This is a genomic window from Pseudomonas nitroreducens (assembly GCF_010994165.1).
GTDB lineage: Bacteria > Pseudomonadota > Gammaproteobacteria > Pseudomonadales > Pseudomonadaceae > Pseudomonas > Pseudomonas nitroreducens.
The window spans coordinates 938,407-955,161 of the sequence record NZ_WMBX01000001.1 but is presented as its reverse complement, the minus strand read 5'-3'; the positions used below and the strand labels follow the sequence as shown (position 1 = coordinate 955,161).

Annotated in this window: 14 protein-coding genes and 3 tRNA genes; 3 read left to right on the top strand and 14 right to left on the bottom strand. The window is 66.0% G+C overall.

Annotated elements, in window-relative coordinates; translation table 11 throughout:
* Window positions 1-161: 161 nt before the first annotated feature.
* From GJV37_RS04585 to GJV37_RS04575, 3 genes are read right to left on the bottom strand one after another with little or no spacing between them, the layout of a single operon-like run.
* Window positions 162-1,034 (bottom strand): rhomboid family intramembrane serine protease, encoded by an 873-nt coding sequence (locus GJV37_RS04585; protein ID WP_193452172.1) that lies wholly within the window; start codon window positions 1,032-1,034, stop codon window positions 162-164.
* Window positions 1,031-2,011, bottom strand: coding sequence for a metallophosphoesterase (locus GJV37_RS04580; protein WP_054909183.1), 981 nt, complete (start codon window positions 2,009-2,011; stop codon window positions 1,031-1,033). The genes GJV37_RS04585 and GJV37_RS04580 overlap by 4 nt, the downstream gene beginning before the upstream one ends.
* Entirely contained in the window at window positions 2,011-2,898 is an 888-nt protein-coding gene (locus tag GJV37_RS04575) for an NAD(+) kinase (RefSeq protein WP_017519352.1), read from the bottom strand. The genes GJV37_RS04580 and GJV37_RS04575 overlap by 1 nt, the downstream gene beginning before the upstream one ends.
* Window positions 2,899-3,000: 102 nt before the next feature.
* Between GJV37_RS04575 and GJV37_RS04570 the strand changes: the two genes are divergently transcribed.
* On the top strand, window positions 3,001-3,939 hold the full coding sequence (locus GJV37_RS04570) for a DUF1853 family protein (protein WP_193452171.1): 939 nt from the start codon (window positions 3,001-3,003) through the stop codon (window positions 3,937-3,939).
* Here GJV37_RS04570 and GJV37_RS04565 read toward each other — a convergent pair.
* From GJV37_RS04565 to GJV37_RS04555, 3 genes are all read right to left on the bottom strand, one after another.
* Entirely contained in the window at window positions 3,927-4,871 is a 945-nt protein-coding gene (locus tag GJV37_RS04565; RefSeq protein WP_170858349.1) for a 1-aminocyclopropane-1-carboxylate deaminase/D-cysteine desulfhydrase, read from the bottom strand. The genes GJV37_RS04570 and GJV37_RS04565 overlap by 13 nt on opposite strands.
* Before the next feature lie 10 nt (window positions 4,872-4,881).
* Window positions 4,882-6,342 (bottom strand): coiled-coil domain-containing protein, encoded by a 1,461-nt coding sequence (locus GJV37_RS04560; protein ID WP_170858348.1) that lies wholly within the window; start codon window positions 6,340-6,342, stop codon window positions 4,882-4,884.
* A 287-nt stretch (window positions 6,343-6,629) separates the two neighbouring features.
* Window positions 6,630-8,663 (bottom strand): NADPH-dependent 2,4-dienoyl-CoA reductase, encoded by a 2,034-nt coding sequence (locus GJV37_RS04555; protein WP_038803708.1) that lies wholly within the window; start codon window positions 8,661-8,663, stop codon window positions 6,630-6,632.
* Between the two features lie 210 nt (window positions 8,664-8,873).
* Between GJV37_RS04555 and GJV37_RS04550 the strand changes: the two genes are divergently transcribed.
* A complete protein-coding gene (locus GJV37_RS04550) occupies window positions 8,874-9,992 on the top strand; it encodes a carbon-nitrogen hydrolase family protein (RefSeq protein ID WP_170858347.1) in 1,119 nt (372 codons plus the stop codon).
* Window positions 9,989-11,026: an AraC family transcriptional regulator gene (locus GJV37_RS04545; RefSeq protein WP_170858346.1), complete on the top strand. Its 1,038-nt coding sequence runs from the start codon at window positions 9,989-9,991 to the stop codon at window positions 11,024-11,026. Before GJV37_RS04550 ends, GJV37_RS04545 begins: the two co-directional genes overlap by 4 nt.
* 252 nt (window positions 11,027-11,278) lie before the next feature.
* Here the strand turns inward: GJV37_RS04545 and GJV37_RS04540 are convergent.
* The 8 genes from GJV37_RS04540 to GJV37_RS04505 form a co-directional block, all read right to left on the bottom strand.
* Window positions 11,279-11,355 (bottom strand) — tRNA-Asp (locus tag GJV37_RS04540).
* A 96-nt stretch (window positions 11,356-11,451) separates the two neighbouring features.
* A tRNA-Asp gene (locus GJV37_RS04535) sits at window positions 11,452-11,528 on the bottom strand.
* Window positions 11,529-11,543: 15 nt separating this feature from the next.
* A tRNA-Val gene (locus GJV37_RS04530) sits at window positions 11,544-11,619 on the bottom strand.
* 198 nt (window positions 11,620-11,817) lie between these two features.
* Entirely contained in the window at window positions 11,818-12,579 is a 762-nt protein-coding gene (locus GJV37_RS04525) for an SDR family oxidoreductase (RefSeq protein WP_084357413.1), read from the bottom strand.
* Window positions 12,580-12,581: 2 nt separating this feature from the next.
* On the bottom strand, window positions 12,582-13,793 hold the full coding sequence (locus GJV37_RS04520; RefSeq protein WP_170858345.1) for an O-succinylhomoserine sulfhydrylase: 1,212 nt from the start codon (window positions 13,791-13,793) through the stop codon (window positions 12,582-12,584).
* An 11-nt stretch (window positions 13,794-13,804) separates the two neighbouring features.
* Window positions 13,805-15,310, bottom strand: coding sequence for an amidophosphoribosyltransferase (gene purF, locus GJV37_RS04515; RefSeq protein WP_037015408.1), 1,506 nt, complete (start codon window positions 15,308-15,310; stop codon window positions 13,805-13,807).
* A 106-nt stretch (window positions 15,311-15,416) separates the two neighbouring features.
* Window positions 15,417-15,959, bottom strand: coding sequence for a CvpA family protein (locus GJV37_RS04510; protein ID WP_024767274.1), 543 nt, complete (start codon window positions 15,957-15,959; stop codon window positions 15,417-15,419).
* Between the two features lie 104 nt (window positions 15,960-16,063).
* On the bottom strand, window positions 16,064-16,732 hold the full coding sequence (locus tag GJV37_RS04505; RefSeq protein ID WP_170858344.1) for an SPOR domain-containing protein: 669 nt from the start codon (window positions 16,730-16,732) through the stop codon (window positions 16,064-16,066).
* Window positions 16,733-16,755 lie beyond the last annotated feature (23 nt).

Sequence of the window (16,755 nt, the reverse complement as noted above, 5' to 3'; positions counted from 1 at the left end):
CGGCTCCTGCAGGGGAAAACGAAGCGGGCATTCTACCGGGCCGAGCGCCCGGGCGCACGAACGCTGGTCAATTAGGGCGATAGCTGTTCGTAGGATGAGCCTAGGCGATACCCATGCTGTCGGTGCACTGATCGATGGGTATCGCTACGCTCCACGCCATCCTACGGCGCGGGCGCATGTCGCCGCGCCAGCACCCCACCAACCAGGCCGCTCAGGCAACCCGCCACCAGGCCGCCGACGTGGGCGCCGTTGGCGATGGAACCGAAGCCGAGCAGGTCGATCACACCCGAGAGGCACACCAGCAGCCAGATCAGCATCATCGCCACCACACCCTTGGGCAGGTTGTAGGCCGGCGTCGGCGCCATGCGCTGGAAGATCCAGCAATGGCCGAGCAGACCATAAAGCACACCGGACAATCCGCCGAACAGGCTCGGCCCACTGACGCCGTACTGCACGACGTTCGACACCAGCCCGAAGCCCAGGCTCAGCCCCAGCAACAGCCACGGCCCCTGGCGGTACTCGATGCGCCGCCCCAGCTCCCAGTACCACATGGCGTTCATCGCCAGGTGCAGCCAGCCGAAGTGGATCAGCATGGGCGTGAACAGGCGCCACCACTGCCCCTGCGCCAGCGAGTCGGACAGCGGATAGAACAGCGCGCGATCCTCGCCGACCAGCTGGAAGTTCTGGAAGGTGAACCAGCGCAGCGTCTCCGGCGAGGTACCCAGCAGGGTGACGGCCGCAACCACGAAGGTCACCAGCAACACCGCCGCCGTCATCCGGCTCATCTTCAGTTGCTGCACGAACCCCGGCCCGCGGCGCTGGGGTTCGGCCTGCACGGTGAACTCCGGGTCGCCCTGCGGGTAGCGCTGGTAGAGGCTGCGAACCTGCTCGGCCAGCTGCGAATTGGGCACCCAGAGCACCTGTTCACCGGCCTCCTCGCTGACCCGGAACGGCACGTTCAGTCGGCGCAGCAGGCCAACGAACTCCCCCAGATCGACTGCCGCCGGCAACCGCATCGCTTCAATGGCACTCACTCATCGCCCTCCGGACGCTTGACGTCCACCCACACGAACTTGTTGCGGTCCAGCCGCGTTTCCTCGTCCAGCCGGTAGGCCGCGAGCTTGCCGTACATCACCGCGCTGTAGTCCAGGCACGCGAGGTTCGGGCGGATCGGCGCCGGCGTGCCGCGCCGCCAGTAGTGGCCGACGAACAGCAGCGGCTCGTCGGCGCCGTAGGTCAGCAGGCGCGACTTCTGCTCCTCGCTGAGGCGTTCGCTGGCCACTTCGTCGGGCAGCGCGTCGGGCTGGAACACGATATCGCCGTAGGTCTCCGGCGCACGGTCCTCTTCCCAGAACTTGGTACGGAAGGCCGAGCGGGTGAAGCCGTCGCTGCCGGTCAGGGTCATGCCGTTGGGCAGGCGCATGTCGGTGCCGCGCAGCAGGCGGTCACAGGCTTGCTGGGCAAAGCTGCCGGGCTCGGCACTGGCCTTGAGGAAGGCCTCGTCGATGCGCCCGCTGGAGAACTGCTGGCGCAGCGTATCGATCACGTCGTGATCCCAGCAGGCGTGGACCATGCGGAAGCGCCCGGCATCGAGGAACAGCGGCATCTCCTGGAACCAGCCGAGGAAGTCGCGCCAGTCCGCCGGGTGGCCTTCGAACTGTTCCAGGGTTTCCTTGATCAGCCGGGCATGGCGCGGCGTGTGTTCGCGCACGTACTGCCGACCGCTGCCGGGCGCGGCGGGGGTCGACCAGCCCAGGGCATTGAACTCGTGATTGCCCATGATGCACAGCGCCTCGCCAGCGGCGACCATGTCGTGCACCCGGTGCAGGGCCTCGCGGATGCGCGGGCCACGGTCGATGATGTCGCCGAGGAACAGCGCCTGCCGCCGTGCATGTCGCCAGACGCCGCCCTGCGCGCGATAGCCGAGGCGCTCCAGCAGGTGATCGAGGGTATGCGCGCAGCCGTGAATATCGCCGATCAGGTCGTAGCCGCGCGCCGGGTCGAGTTCCATCACTCGCTGCTCCCCAGACGGCTGCCCCAGCCCAGCTTGGTCCGGCAGACCTCGTAGTAGTTGTGGTCGATGGGATGGATCAGGCGCAGCTTCTGCGGCTTCTTGCTCACCGTGACGGTGTCGCCCGGCGCGCAGGTGAAGTGGTTCTGCCCATCACAGGAAACCTGCGGGTAGATCTGCATGTTCGGCGAGACGACGATCTTCAGCTCGCTGTTGCCGTCCACCACGATGGGCCGGCTGGAGAGCATGTGCGGGTACATCGGCACGACCACGATGGCATCCAGCTTGGGATGCATGATCGGCCCGCCGGCGGACAACGCGTAGGCAGTGGAGCCGGTCGGCGTGGCGACGATCAGGCCGTCGGCCTTCTGGCTGCAGACGAACTGGCCATCGATGTACAGCTCGAATTCGATCATCCGCGTGGACTTGCCGGGGTGCAGCACCACGTCGTTCAGCGCGTCGCCCTGGCCGATGGACTCGCCATGTCGGCGCACCAGCGCATCGAGCAGGAAGCGGCTCTCGACTATGTACTGGCCGCCGAGCACTTCGGCGACCTTGGTCTCCAGCTCGTCGGGGCGGATATCCGTGAGGAAGCCTAGGCTCCCGCGGTTGATTCCCAGCACCGGCACCTTGTGCCGTGCCAGGGCGCGCGCGGCGCCGAGCATGCTGCCGTCGCCGCCGACCACGATCACCAGGTCGCAGATCTCGCCCATGATCTTCCGCGAGCAGGTCTGCAGGCCGTGGCCCGGCAGGACCTCGGCGATGGTGTCCTCGAGGATCACATGCAGGTGTCGCTCGGTGAGGAACTTCTTCAGCCGACGGATGGTTTCCAGGACCTGGGTGCTGCCCAGGCGGCCGATGATGCCGATATTGCGAAAGGGTTCCATGGGACTCCGGACGGCGTTGCGGGTACTCGAATCTCGGAATTATGGGCGAAAGGCTCAGGCAGCAGCAAACCGCAGCGCGGGCATAGCGGCTAGGCTTGGGGCATGACCGATTTCACCGCCCTGCTCGACGAGCTGCTGATCGACCTGCGCCAGCCGCAGGTCCGCGACCTCGCCTGGACGCTGCTCTCCCCGGCCCTGCTGCAACCTGGCAGCCCCGCCCTGCGCCATCCGCTCAGCGCCAGCCGCTGGCACGCGCAGCCCCGGCTGCTGGCCGACTGGCTGCGCAGCCAGGAACACTCGCCGGGCGAGCTGCTGGCCCAACTCGAAGCCGCGCCGCACCAGCGTCTGGGACGCTACTACGAACGCCTCTGGCAGTTCGCCCTGGAGCATGCGCCGGATCTGCGCCTGCTCGCCGCCAACCTGCCGGTGCGCGACAACGGCCAGACCCTGGGCGAGCTCGACCTGCTGGTGGAAGACGACGCCGGGCTGCATCACCTGGAGCTGGCCATCAAGCTCTACCTCGGCCCCAGCGACGACGGCCCCGATTCCTGGCTCGGGCCGGGGGCCGAGGACCATCTGCTGCGCAAGATCGAGCACTTCTACCATCACCAACTGCCGCTCTCGGCCACCGCGCAAGGGCTGGCCGTGGTCCGCGAGCACAGCGACGCCATGCCATCCCCCGGCCTCTGGCTGGGCGGCTACCTGTTCTACTCCTGGCCCACGTCCTGCCCGCCGCCTGTCGGCGCCAGTGACAACCACCGGCGTGGTCGCTGGCTGCACCGGCGCGCCTGGCCGGCCTACCAGGCACAGCACCCGCAGGGTTGGCAGGCATTGTCGCGCAAGGGCTGGCTCTCCCCGGCCGCCGAGGACGAATGCTGGAGCGCCGAGCGCTTCGCCGCCTGGCTGGAGGAGTTGCCGGAAGACGGCTTCCCGCAAATGCTGGTGCGCATGGCGTTCCGCGAAGGGCGCTGGCGGGAGCAGGAGCGCCTGTTCCTGGTGGGTGACCGCTGGCCGCGGGTGCATAGCGGTTATTCGCGCTGATTGGCCAGCGCCGTCAGCTTATCGTCCAGCGCTCGGCGCCCCTGCAAGCCACCGCTGTGGACGGCGACGATACGAGCACCACGGTCAATGCGCCCCGCTGCAATCTCATCGTGCAGCGCCAGCAGCAGCTTGCCGGTGTACAGCGGTTCCAGCGGCACGCCGCACTCGGCCTCGGTCGCCAGAATGAAGCGCGCCAGCGTCGCGTCGATCCGCGCAAAACCACCGCGGCTGGCGTCGACCAGACGGTAACCGGCATCGGGCACACCGCCCGCTCTCAACAGCTCAGGCACCTGCGTTTCGACGCCATGCCCCGGCGGCACCGCCAGGGCACCGACCACGCAATGCTCGCCCTGCTCGCCGAGCACAAGGCCGGCCAGGGTCGCGCCGGTACCACAGGCAACCCAGAGCTGCTGATAGTCCTTCCAGCCCAGGTCGCCGAGCTGCTGGCGAATAACTCCGACCAGGGGTGAGCAGCCCTGTGCGCCAGGGAGCCCGCCGCCGCCCTCGCCTACCGCGAGCAACTGGGGATAGCGCTCGCGCCAGGGCGTCCAGAAATCGGCTGCGTGGCGCCGGCGATAACCGCCGTAGCCGAGCCAGTGGAGCTGCATGCCGAGCTGGCGCAGGTCGGCCACTGTCGGGTTGTCCTGCTCTTCGCCGCGCAGCAATCCCACGGTTTGGAAACCGAATCGTGCACCGGCCGCCGCGACCGCGTGGAGGTGATTGGAATGGGCGCCGCCCAACGTCATCACGCCACTCAGCCCCAGGTCGGCGGCCTGCTTCAGGTATGGCGCGAGCTTGAACCATTTGTTGCCGGAGACAAGGGTATCCACCCGATCCAGGCGCAACAACGCCAGCTCGACGCCGGCGCGATCCAGCCATCCCAGATGAATGCGTTGCAGCGGTGCTTCCGGGCGCCAGTCGGGAAACAGCAAGGCGCCCTGCTCAGCCGGTGGTGACGCTGCGCAGGCGGCCGGCGGTCTTGTGCCGGGAACAGCAGTTGCTGTCGCCTTCGACAAAGCGGCCGGGGGTTTCCACGCGGTCGATGGGCATGGCGCAGCGCTCGCCGTTGGATAGCCGTCCTTCGCAGGCGGGTTGCTGGTAATGGGCGAGCCAGCTGCGGTACTGATCTTCGGCGACGAAGCACTTGGCAGCGGCGTAAGCCATGGGGTTTTCCTGGTAACGGGCGACATCCTGAAGCGACAGGGTCAGATGACCGGCGCCGGGATGGTACACCACGAAGATCACCCCCAGGCCAGCCAGACGCTCCAGCGCCGAGCCGTCTGCCGCCCTGGCCGACAGTGCGTCGAGCTCCAGGCGCAGACTTTCGGCGCCCTGCTGCAGCTGCGTGGCAACCTGGCGCAGCTGGGCAGTTTCCTCGCGCAGCTGCTCGGCTTCCCGGCGCAGTTGCTGATTCTCCTGCTGTAGCTGCTGGTCCAGCTCGTTGCGGTAGCCCAGCTCGACATCGCGGACGGAAATCTGCTCCTTGTAGCGAGCCTCCAGGCTGGCCATGCGGGTGCGGGACTCTTCCTCGATCTGCTGGCGCAGTTGCTCCAGCTCGTCGCGGCCGCTCTGTTCGATATGGCGCAGTTGCGCGGTCAGTTCCTCGCGGCCGCGCTGGAACCCGTTGGCCTGGCCATCCAGTTCGCGGCGCAGGCCGGCATTGATCTCTTCCTCGCGCTTGAGCCCTTCGCGCAGGGCGGCAAGTTCAGCTTGCAGCACCTTGACCTGCTCCTGCGCACCAAGCTTCAGGCGGCTGAGCTCCTGCTCGTGCTGCTGGCTGACCTGCGAAAGACGGGCCTCATGCTGGCCGAGCAGCTCAGCGGTCTTCTGCTGGTGCTCCTCGAGCATCGCGCGGGCCAGCTTCTCGACCTCCTCGCGGGACTCTTCGGCGGGTGCATACCACTGGTGCTCGTCGGCCATCTGCAGACGCGCCAGCTCCACGGCGGCCGGTTCTTCCTCCACCAGCACGCCAAGGTTGTTGCGCTTGATCGATTCCCGCAGTTGCACCAGATGGTTCTGGCTGGCGTCCAGGGTCGGGTCCCACAGATGCATCTGATGCCAGGAGACCGGGCACTGGCTGCGACAGGCCAGGCGAATGGGACCGGCCCCCATGTCGGGGCCGCGGCCTGCACGGTCGGCGAGATTGCGCAGCGGCAGGTTCCAGCCGCGGTCCGCCTCGCCCTTCTCGTCGAAGTCCAGATAGAAGAACACCACCGCCTTGACCAGCAGGCGCGGGTTGATCAGCACATAGGCGAGCTGCATCTGCTGATCGGCGTACTCCGGCATCTGCACGACGTTGTCGAGCAGCGCCTCGAATTCGGGGTAGAGCATTTCCCTGCAGACGCCACGGTCATTGAAGAAGACCACGGCTTCCACCATTTGAGGCTTCTTCTGCATGCTCATCGATTGACCTCTGGGCTCGTGCGGGAGGAAGTCTGGAAAAAGGGTCTGTCAGAAATGCAGCACCCAGACAGCGGGAAAATCCCGACATCCGAGCAAGTCTAGGGGAATTAATGTCGCAGGCAATGTGACTCGGTTGGCACCGGCCCCGGCGGTCTGGCCGGGCGGTTAACCGGTTGGATAATTCTGTGACGCGGTTGGATTTTCGAAAGGATATCCGGGCCCGGAAGGGAACTTTTCCGGGCCCGGTTTTGAGACCTGAATCTCAGCCGGCTCAGGTCTCAGGCGCTTCAGATCTCGGCAGCGAGGCGCGAGCCCTGGTTGATGGCGCGCTTGGCGTCCAGCTCGGCCGCCACGTCGGCGCCGCCGATCAGGTGCACGCTCTGGCCGGCAGCGACCAGGCCGTCATGCAGCTCGCGCAGCGGCTCCTGGCCGGCGCAGACAACCACGGTGTCCACCGGCAGCACCTGCGGCTCGCCGCCGGCGATGCTGATGTGCAGGCCGTCGTTGTCGACCTTGAGGTACTCGACGCTGTTGAGCATCTGCACCTGCTTGTTCTTCAGCCCGGTGCGGTGGATCCAGCCGGTGGTCTTGCCCAGGCCGTCACCGACCTTGGACTTCTTGCGCTGCAGCAGGAACACCTGGCGCGCCGCCGCATGCGGGTGCGCCTGGATACCGGCGATGCCGCCACGGGCTTCCAGCTTCTCGTCGATACCCCACTCCTGCCAGAAAGCGTGGCGGTCCAGGCTGGTGGATTCGCCGGCATGGGTGATGTATTCGGAGACGTCGAAGCCGATGCCGCCGGCGCCGATCACCGCGGCGGTCTTGCCCACCGGCTTGCGTTCGAGGATGGCATCCAGGTAGCTGATCACCTTGGCATTCTCGATGCCCGGGATGGCCGGGGTGCGAGGCACGATGCCGGTGGCCAGGATGATCTCGTCGAAGCCGCCCTTGACCAGGTCGTCGACGCTGACGCGGGTATTCAGGCGCAGGTCGACGCCGGTGGTTTCCACCTTGCGCTTGAAGTAGCGCAGGGTCTCGTAGAACTCTTCCTTGCCCGGTACGCGCTTGGCGACGTTGAACTGGCCACCGATCTCGCCGGCGGCGTCGAACAGGGTCACTTCATGGCCACGCTCGGCCGCCACGGTAGCGGCGGACAGCCCGGCCGGGCCAGCGCCGACCACGGCGATCTTCTTCACGTGGGTGGTCGGGATGTAGTTCAGCTCGGTCTCGTGGCAGGCACGCGGGTTGACCAGGCAACTGGTCAGCTTGCCGCCGAAGGTGTGGTCCAGGCACGCCTGGTTGCAGCCGATGCAGGTATTGATTTCGTCGGCACGGCCTTCGGCGGCCTTGTTGACGAAGTCCGGATCGGCGAGGAACGGACGGGCCATGGAGACCATGTCGGCATCGCCTTCGGCCAGTACCTGCTCGGCCACTTCCGGGGTGTTGATGCGGTTGGTGGTGACCAGCGGGATACCGATCTCGCCGCGCAGCTTGGCGGTGACCTTGGTGAAGGCCGCGCGCGGCACCTTGGTGGCGATGGTCGGGATACGTGCTTCGTGCCAGCCGATGCCGGTGTTGATGAGGGTCGCGCCAGCCTTCTCGATGGCCTTGGCCAGCAGGACGATCTCGTCCCAGGTGCTGCCGCCTTCCACCAGGTCGAGCATCGACAGGCGATAGATGATGATGAAGTTCGGGCCGACGGCTTCGCGCACGCGGCGGACGATTTCCACCGGCAGGCGCATGCGGTTCTCGTAGCTGCCACCCCAACGGTCGGTGCGGTGGTTGGTGTGGGCGGCGAGGAACTGGTTGATGAAGTAGCCTTCCGAACCCATGATCTCGACGCCGTCATAGCCGGCCACCTGGGCCAGGCTCGAGCAATTGACGAAGTCGGCGATCTGCTTCTCGATGCCCTCTTCATCCAGCTCGCGCGGCTTGAACGGGTTAATCGGCGCCTGGATGGCGCTGGGCGCGACGGACTTGGGGCTGTAGGCGTAGCGGCCGGCGTGAAGAATCTGCATGCAGATCTTGCCGCCCGCCTCGTGCACGGCCTGGGTGACGATCTTGTGCTTCTCGGCTTCTTCCGGCGTGCTCAGCTTGGCTGCACCGGAATAGACGCCACCTTCTTCGTTCGGGCCGATGCCGCCGGTGACCATCAGGCCGACGCCACCGCGGGCGCGCTCGGCGAAGTAGGCCGCCATGCGCTCGAAGCCCTGGGGCTTCTCTTCCAGGCCGGTGTGCATGGAGCCCATCAGGGTGCGGTTGCGCAGGGTAGTGAAACCCAGGTCCAGCGGCGCGAGCAGGTGCGGATAAGTGGCGGTCATGGTTCCTCCGGCATTCACGATGATGCCGCGCCCTCAGCCTGCGGAACGGCGAGGCATGGGGCGCGGTCGGTATGGGGCAGACTTTAGGCAGCGCGCACCCGCCGCTCAATGATCGAAAATGACAAGTTACTGACCAAAGATGACACGCTGTCTTGGCAATACCCGGCGCAGCCCCTACCCTGTGGGGCACCCCATGAGTACCCATCCTTTATGCGCAAGCTGATCTTCCTCGTTCTGGTCATCCTCTTCGCCGGTTATGCCGGCTGGGCGGAGCGTCGCCCGGTGGGCCACTACCTGTCCGACCTGCGCAGCCAGGTGGTGCTCAACCAGGGCCAGCCGTCCGAGCGCGGCAACCTGCTGGGCGTCCAGCCGGAACTGTTCACCCAGGACTACCAGAGCGCCGAACGCCTGCGTCTGAAATTCCACGCCTACCTGGCCAAGGCCCGCGACGAAGGGCTGATCAACCCGCGTACCGTCGTGGTGTTCCCCGAGCACATCGGCACCTGGCTGGTGGCCGCCGGCGAGAAGCCCGAGGTCTACCAGACCGAGCACCTGACCGAGGCCATGGAATGGATGGCCGCCAGCAACCCGCTCAAGCTCGCGCGCGGCTGGCTCGGTGCCAAGGGCGAGGACCGCATGGCGGACGCCCTGTTCCGCATGAAGGCGGTAGACATGGCACATGACTACCAGACACTGTTTGGCGGGCTGGCCAAGGAATTCGGCGTGACCATCGTCGCCGGGTCCATCGTGCTGCCCAACCCGCGCATCGTCGAAGGGCAGATCCGTACCGGCAACGGCCGCCTCTACAACGTCAGCCAGGTCTTTGGTAGCGACGGCCTGCCGCTGGGCAAGCCGCAGCGCAAACTCTTCCCCATCGACGACGAGAAAGGCTTCACCCGCGGCGGCGATCCCGACGACCTGCAGGTCCTGCAGACCCCGGCCGGACGCCTGGGCGTGCTGGTCTGCGCCGACAGCTGGTTCCCGGTGAGCTACGAGGCGTTGGCGACGAACAAGCCCGATATCGTTGCCGTGCCTGCTTTCCTCACCGGCAACGGCAACTGGAGCAAGCCCTGGAAGGGCTACAACGGCGCGCCGACACCGAGCGATGTGACGCTCAAGCCCGGCGAACTGACCGAGGGCCAAGCCTGGGAACGCCTGGCCCTGGCCGGCCGCCTCGGCGAAAGCGGCGCCCATGCCGGTATCACCGTGTTCATGCGCGGCCACTTGTGGGACCTGGGCAGCGACGGCCGCAGCCTGGTGGTCAGCGGCGACAGCCACACCCTGGCGCCCGACGGGCCCGGCGCGCGCCTGATCAACCTCTGGCTATGAGCCGCCCGACCATGCGGCTGGGCGATCTGTCGGTGGGCTTCGTCCACAGCCTCGCCGATGCGTTGGCAGAAAGCGGCGTTCCGCCACAGCCATTACTGCAGCAGTACGGGCTGGACGCCGCGCGCCTGGGCGAACCGGGCGCTCGCCTGTCGATCCCGCGCTACATGCGCCTGGGCCATGCGGCCATCCAGCAGAGCGGCAACCCCGCCCTCGGCCTGCGCATGGGCCAGCTGAGCCGACCGAGCCAGAGCGGCCTGGCCGGTGTCACCGCCGCGCAAGCGCCCAACCTGCGTGCGGCGGCCCGTGCGCTGATCCGCTTCGAGCCGCTCTACGCACAGAACTACCGCGGCCAGAGCAGCTTCATCGAGGACGCCGGCGGTGCCTGGCTGCGTTTCTACTCCATCAGCCCGTACAACGCCTACAACCGCTTCGTGGTGGATTCGGTGCTGGCTGGCTGGGTGAGCATGCTCGGCAGCATCGGCGCACAGCCGCTGCGCCCGGAGAAGATCGAGATCGAGTATGCGGCGCCCGCCTGGGCCCCGCGCTTCGAGGAGCTGCTGGGTTGCCCGGTGGAGTTCGGTGCGGCGCACAACCAGTTGCGCCTGGACCAGTCGACGCTGGCACGCGGCAACCCGGACCACTGCCCGAGCACCTGGCGGCAGCTGCTGGAGATCTGCGAAAAGGAACTGGAACAACTGACCCGCACACGCAGCCTGCGCGAGCGCGTCGCCCAGTTGCTGGGGCCGATGCTCAACGGACGCGAGCCGGACCTGGAGGAAGTCGCCGCCCGCCTGAAGCTGCCGACCTGGACGCTACGCCGCAAGTTGGCGGAGGAAGGCACACAGTTCCGCAGCATCCTCAACGACACCCGTCGCGACCTGGCGATGATCTACATCCGCGACACCGATCTGGCCTTCGGCGAGATCGCCTACCTGCTCGGCTTCGCCTCCGCGGAGGCTTTCCAGCGCGCCTTCAAGCGCTGGAGCGGGCAAACGCCGGGGGAATTCCGCCGCGCCCAGCGCCACAGCGCCTGATCACATCTCGGTGGCGTCGTCGGCCGGCTCCGGCAGATCCTGTTCCACGGCATGCAGCTCCAGCAGTTCTTCCTGATAATCGTCCATTGGCTTTTCTCCTGACCGTTCGATCCGGTTTTAGCAAAGACCACGAGGAAAAATCTAGACGCCAAAGGTGAACGACCTGTGACAGCGTCTTACAGGGCAACGACAGGACTTTTCGGACGGAAACGAAAAAGCCCTCAGGTATTGCTACCTGAGGGCTTTCGAATATGGCGCAGCGGACGGGACTCGAACCCGCGACCCCCGGCGTGACAGGCCGGTATTCTAACCGACTGAACTACCGCTGCGTGTCGGTTGGACTTTCGTCCGGTACAGCAACCTCCTTGCGCCTGGAGTGAATCACTCGACAAGCCGGTTCGGGGTAGGAACCAAGGAGGGGGAAATGGCGCAGCGGACGGGACTCGAACCCGCGACCCCCGGCGTGACAGGCCGGTATTCTAACCGACTGAACTACCGCTGCGCGTAACTGCGAGAGTGGTGGGTGATGACGGGATCGAACCGCCGACCCTCTGCTTGTAAGGCAGATGCTCTCCCGGCTGAGCTAATCACCCTTCGTCTCGAAGTGGGGCGCATTCTACAGCCGACGAATCCTAAGTCAATGCCCTGATTGAACTTTTTTTCATTTTCCGCAAAAAAAGTTCGGAGTGCGGTTAGCGCCCCCGGCGCGGCTTCATGTTCGCGCTCAGAGTCGGAAAGCCACAAAAGAAAAAGGGCGACCGCGGGCCGCCCTCCTCTTCCACACTCGACACTCAGTCGAGATAGATCATCTTGCGCGTCATGCCGCCGTCGATCACCAGTTCCTGGCCGGTGACGAAACCGGCATCGCCATTGACCAGCCAGGACACCGCCGCGGCGATATCCTCCACCGTCCCCACACGGCCAACCAGGTGCTGGTCGTGGTCCAGTTCGGTCAGCGGCTCAGCCTCGCGCTCGCGCAGGTCGCGAGCGTCGATCCAGCCGGGGGAAATCGCGTTGACGCGAATCTCCGGGCCCAGGCTGCTGGCCAGGGCGTGGGTCAGCGACAGCAACCCGCCCTTGCTCGCTGCATAGGCTTCGGAGTTCGGCTCGGACTGGTGCGCGCGGGTGGAAGCGATATTGACGATGACCCCGCTGTGCGCACGCAGATAGGGCGCACAGTGCTTGGCCAGCAGCATCGGTCCCGTGAGGTTCACCGCCAGCGTGCGGTTCCACTCGTTCAGACCCAGGCTTTCGAGCGCCGTATTATGTGGCCGCGCGATAGCGGCATTGCTCACCAGCGCGTCGAGACGACCGAACTGGCCGATCAACTCGGCCACCGCTGCTGCAACCTGCGCTTCATTGGCCACGTCCAGGGCGATGAAGCTGGCGCGCTCGCCGAGCGCTGCGGCCACTTTCGGCCCGCGCTCACGATCGATATCCGCCAGCACCACCTGCCAGCCCTCGGCGACCAGCCAGGCGGCGATGCCCAGGCCGATGCCGTGCGCCGCCCCGGTGACCAGGACGACACGCCCGTTGCCGAGGATGTCAGCCATGCTCACAGTGCCGCCAGGCCTCGCGCCAGATCGGCCTTGATGTCGTCGACATCCTCCAGGCCAACGGCAACGCGGATCAGGTTGTCACGGATGCCGGCGTTCTCGCGCTCGGCCGGCGAAAGTCGACCGTGGGAGGTGGTAGCCGGGTGGGCGATGGTGGTCTTGGTGTCACCCAGGTTGGTGGTGATGGAGATCATCCGGGTAGCATCGATGCAGCGCCACGCCGCGTCCTTGCCACCCTTCACCTCGAAGCTCACCACCGCGCCGAAGCCCTTCTGCTGACGCTTGGCCAGCTCATGCTGCGGATGACTGGGCAGGCCGGAGTAGTAGACGCGCTCGACGCCCGGCTGTTGCTCCAGCCATTCGGCGATTTGCTGGGCCGAGGCACTGTGGGCCTGCATGCGCACACGCAGTGTTTCCAGGCCCTTGATGAAGATCCAGGCGTTGAACGGGCTGAGGGTCGGGCCGGCGGTGCGCAGGAAACCGACGACGGGCTCCATCTGCGCGCGGCGACCAGCCACCACGCCACCCATAGTGCGGCCCTGCCCGTCGATGTACTTGGTCGCCGAGTGGATCACCACATCCGCGCCCAGCTTCAGCGGTTGCTGCAGCGCCGGGGTGCAGAAGCAGTTGTCCACCGCCAGCAGCGCGCCTTTGGCATGCGCGATCTCGGCCAGCGCGGCGATGTCCACCAGCTCGGCCAACGGGTTGGACGGCGATTCGACGAAGAACAGCCTGGTGTTCGGCTTGCAGGCCGCTTCCCAGGCTTTCAGATCGCTCAGCGGCGGGTAGTCCACCTCGATGCCGAAACGCTTGAAGTACTTCTCGAACAGGCTGATGGTCGAGCCGAACACGCTGCGCGAGACCAGCACGTGGTCGCCGGCACTGCACAGGCTCATCACCAGGGAAAGGATCGCCGACATGCCGGTGGACGTGGCCACCGCCTGCTCGGCGCCTTCCAGCGCGGCGATGCGCTCCTCGAAGGTACGCACTGTAGGGTTGGTGTAGCGCGAATAGACGTTGCCCGGCACTTCGCCGGCGAAACGCGCGGCCGCGTCGGCCGCGCTGCGGAACACGTAGCTGGAAGTGGTGAACAGGCCCTCGCCGTGCTCACCTTCCGGGGTGCGGCGCTGGCCGGCACGCACCGCCAGGGTGTCGAAACCGACACCCTCGAGGTCGCTGTCCAGCCGGCCGGCTTCCCAATCCTGAGCCATGCCTGCTCTCCTTAGTCGTTATACAGATCGATGATGGCGCTGACGGCGGCGACCTTGGTCTTGGTCGCGTCGTTGCGCGCCTGCTCGATCTTGTTCAGATAGGCCTCGTCGACGTCGCCGGTAACGTACTCACCGTTGAACACGGCACAGTCGAAGTGCTCGATCTTGATCTTGCCGCCCTCGGTGGATTCGATCAGGTCCGGCAGGTCCTGATACACCAGCCAATCGGCGCCGATCAGCTCGCCGACTTCCTCGGTGCTACGGTTGTGCGCGATCAGTTCGTGGGCGCTCGGCATGTCGATGCCGTAGACGTTGGGATAGCGTACGGCGGGAGCGGCGGAGCAGAAGTAGACGTTCTTCGCGCCGGCCTCTCGGGCCATCTGGATGATCTGCTTGCAGGTGGTGCCGCGCACGATGGAGTCGTCCACCAGCATCACGTTCTTGCCGCGGAACTCCAGTTCGATGGCGTTGAGCTTCTGGCGTACCGATTTCTTGCGCGCGGCCTGGCCAGGCATGATGAAGGTACGGCCGATGTAGCGGTTCTTCACGAAGCCTTCGCGGAACTTCACGCCCAGGCGGTTGGCCAGCTCCAGCGCGGCGGTGCGGCTGGTATCCGGGATCGGGATGACAACGTCGATGTCGTGGTCCGGACGCTCGCGAAGGATCTTGTCGGCCAGCTTCTCGCCCATGCGCAGGCGTGCCTTGTAGACCGAGATGCCATCGATGATGGAGTCCGGGCGCGCCAGGTAGACGTGCTCGAAGATGCACGGCGAGTACTGCGGGTTGGCCGCGCACTGGCGGGTGTAGAGCTTGCCTTCCTCGGTGATGTACACCGCTTCGCCCGGCGCAAGGTCGCGGATCAGGGTGAAGCCGAGGACGTCCAGCGCCACGCTTTCCGACGCAATCATGTATTCCACGCCGTTTTCGGTGTGGCGCTGGCCGAAGACGATCGGGCGGATGGCGTGCGGATCGCGGAAACCGACGACGCCGTGGCCGGTGATCATCGCCACCACGGCGTAGCCGCCGACGCAACGCGCATGCACGCCGGCAACGGCGGCGAAGACGTCTTCCTCGGTGGGCTGCAGCTTGTTGCGCACCGCCAGCTCATGGGCGAACACGTTGAGCAGCACTTCCGAGTCGGAGTTGGTGTTCACGTGGCGCAGGTCGGATTCGTAGATTTCCTTGGCCAACTGCTCGACGTTGGTCAGGTTGCCGTTGTGCGCCAGGGTGATGCCGTACGGCGAGTTGACGTAGAACGGCTGGGCCTCGGCGGAGCTGGAGCTGCCCGCGGTCGGGTAGCGCACGTGGCCGATACCGATCTTGCCGACCAGGCGCTGCATGTGGCGCTGCTGGAAGACATCACGGACCAGGCCGTTGTCCTTGCGCAGGTACAGACGGTCGTCCTGACAGGTGACGATCCCCGCAGCGTCCTGGCCACGATGCTGGAGAACGGTGAGGGCGTCATACAGCGCCTGATTGACGTTCGACTTGCCCACGATACCGACGATGCCACACATGCGACGCAACCCCTAGTTGGTGTTCAGGCTAAAACAATTCCGTATTCGGCAGTATCCACCGGACCTGCCATGGCGGCGACGGCTACCCGTCGCCTCTGCCCGCCCGTCATTGGGCCGGCAGCAAAGACCCCACTCCGGACGGCGGAGTGATGGTCACGCCGGACATCCACTGCCCGGCGAAAGTCAGGATGAAGTTCTTCGACCAGTCGGCGACCAGCAGGAAATGCGGCAGCAGCACCGATTGCTGCCACCACGGATCCTGTTGCACCGGCGCCAGGCTCAGCAGGCCGACCAGCAGAACCACCAGCAGCACGCCACGGGCGCCGCCGAACACCATGCCGAGCACACGGTCGGTGCCGGACATGCCGGTCACCCGCACCAGCTCGCTGATGAGGAAATTGACGAGTGCACCCAGCAACAGCGTGACGACGAAAAGAAGAGCGCAAGCAGCGATGACGCGCCCCGAGGGCAGCTGAATATAGGGTGCGAGATGCTCGGCCAGCGCGCCGCCGAACATCCAGGCGACCGCACCGGCTACGATCCAGGTGACCAGCGACAGGGCTTCCTTGACGAAACCACGGCTCAAGCTGATCAGGCTGGAAATGACGATGATGCCGATCATCGTCCAATCGACCCAGGTAAATGCCACGTTGCGGCCCAGAAACGGAAAGGCCCCGCATTTTAGCAGAGGCCTTCGATTTAGAAGAGCCCCAGTTTGCCATGGGGCTGATTGAGAGAAGCTAACGAACCAACTCAGCCACGTTCAGGCTGGAACCGCACCACGAAACCGTTGAGCTTCTGCTGCTTGCCGAGCTGATCGCGCAGGCGGTCTGCCTCGGCGCGCTCGACCACCGGTCCGACGAACACCCGGTTCATGCCGTCGAAGCTGCGAACGTAGGCGTTGTAGCCCTGGCTGCGCAGTGACTTCTGCAGTTCATCGGCGCGGGCGCGGTTGGACAGGCTGGCCAACTGCACCGACCAGCTCACCGGCAGGTTGTTGCTGTCCAGACGCTGGGCCGGCTGTTGCGCAGGCACAGCCGGAGCGGCACTGGCCTGGGCGGGCTGTTGAGCGGGCGCAGCAGGCTTGGGCGCAACTGGCTGCGGAGCCGGAGCCTTGGGCTGAGCGGACTGGGACTGCTGGGCTGGCGAGCTGGCGATCGGTGCGGAAGGCGCCTGCGCGGCCGCCGTCTCGGCAGGCGGCACACCGTTTTCGGCGTCTTCGGCCTGTGGCTCGGGAACCTCGGTGGGTTGCACCTCGACCGTCGGCATGGCCGGCGGCTTGGGCATCACCGGCGCCTCGACCACGACCTGGCGTACATCATCCTCGCGGGAGAACAGCATCGGCAGGAAGATGACCGCCAGTGCCAACAGCACCAGCGCTCCGACTACCCGCTGCTTGAGCCCCTTATCGAGCAACGCCATGCAACAACTCCCCTTGGGTCTAC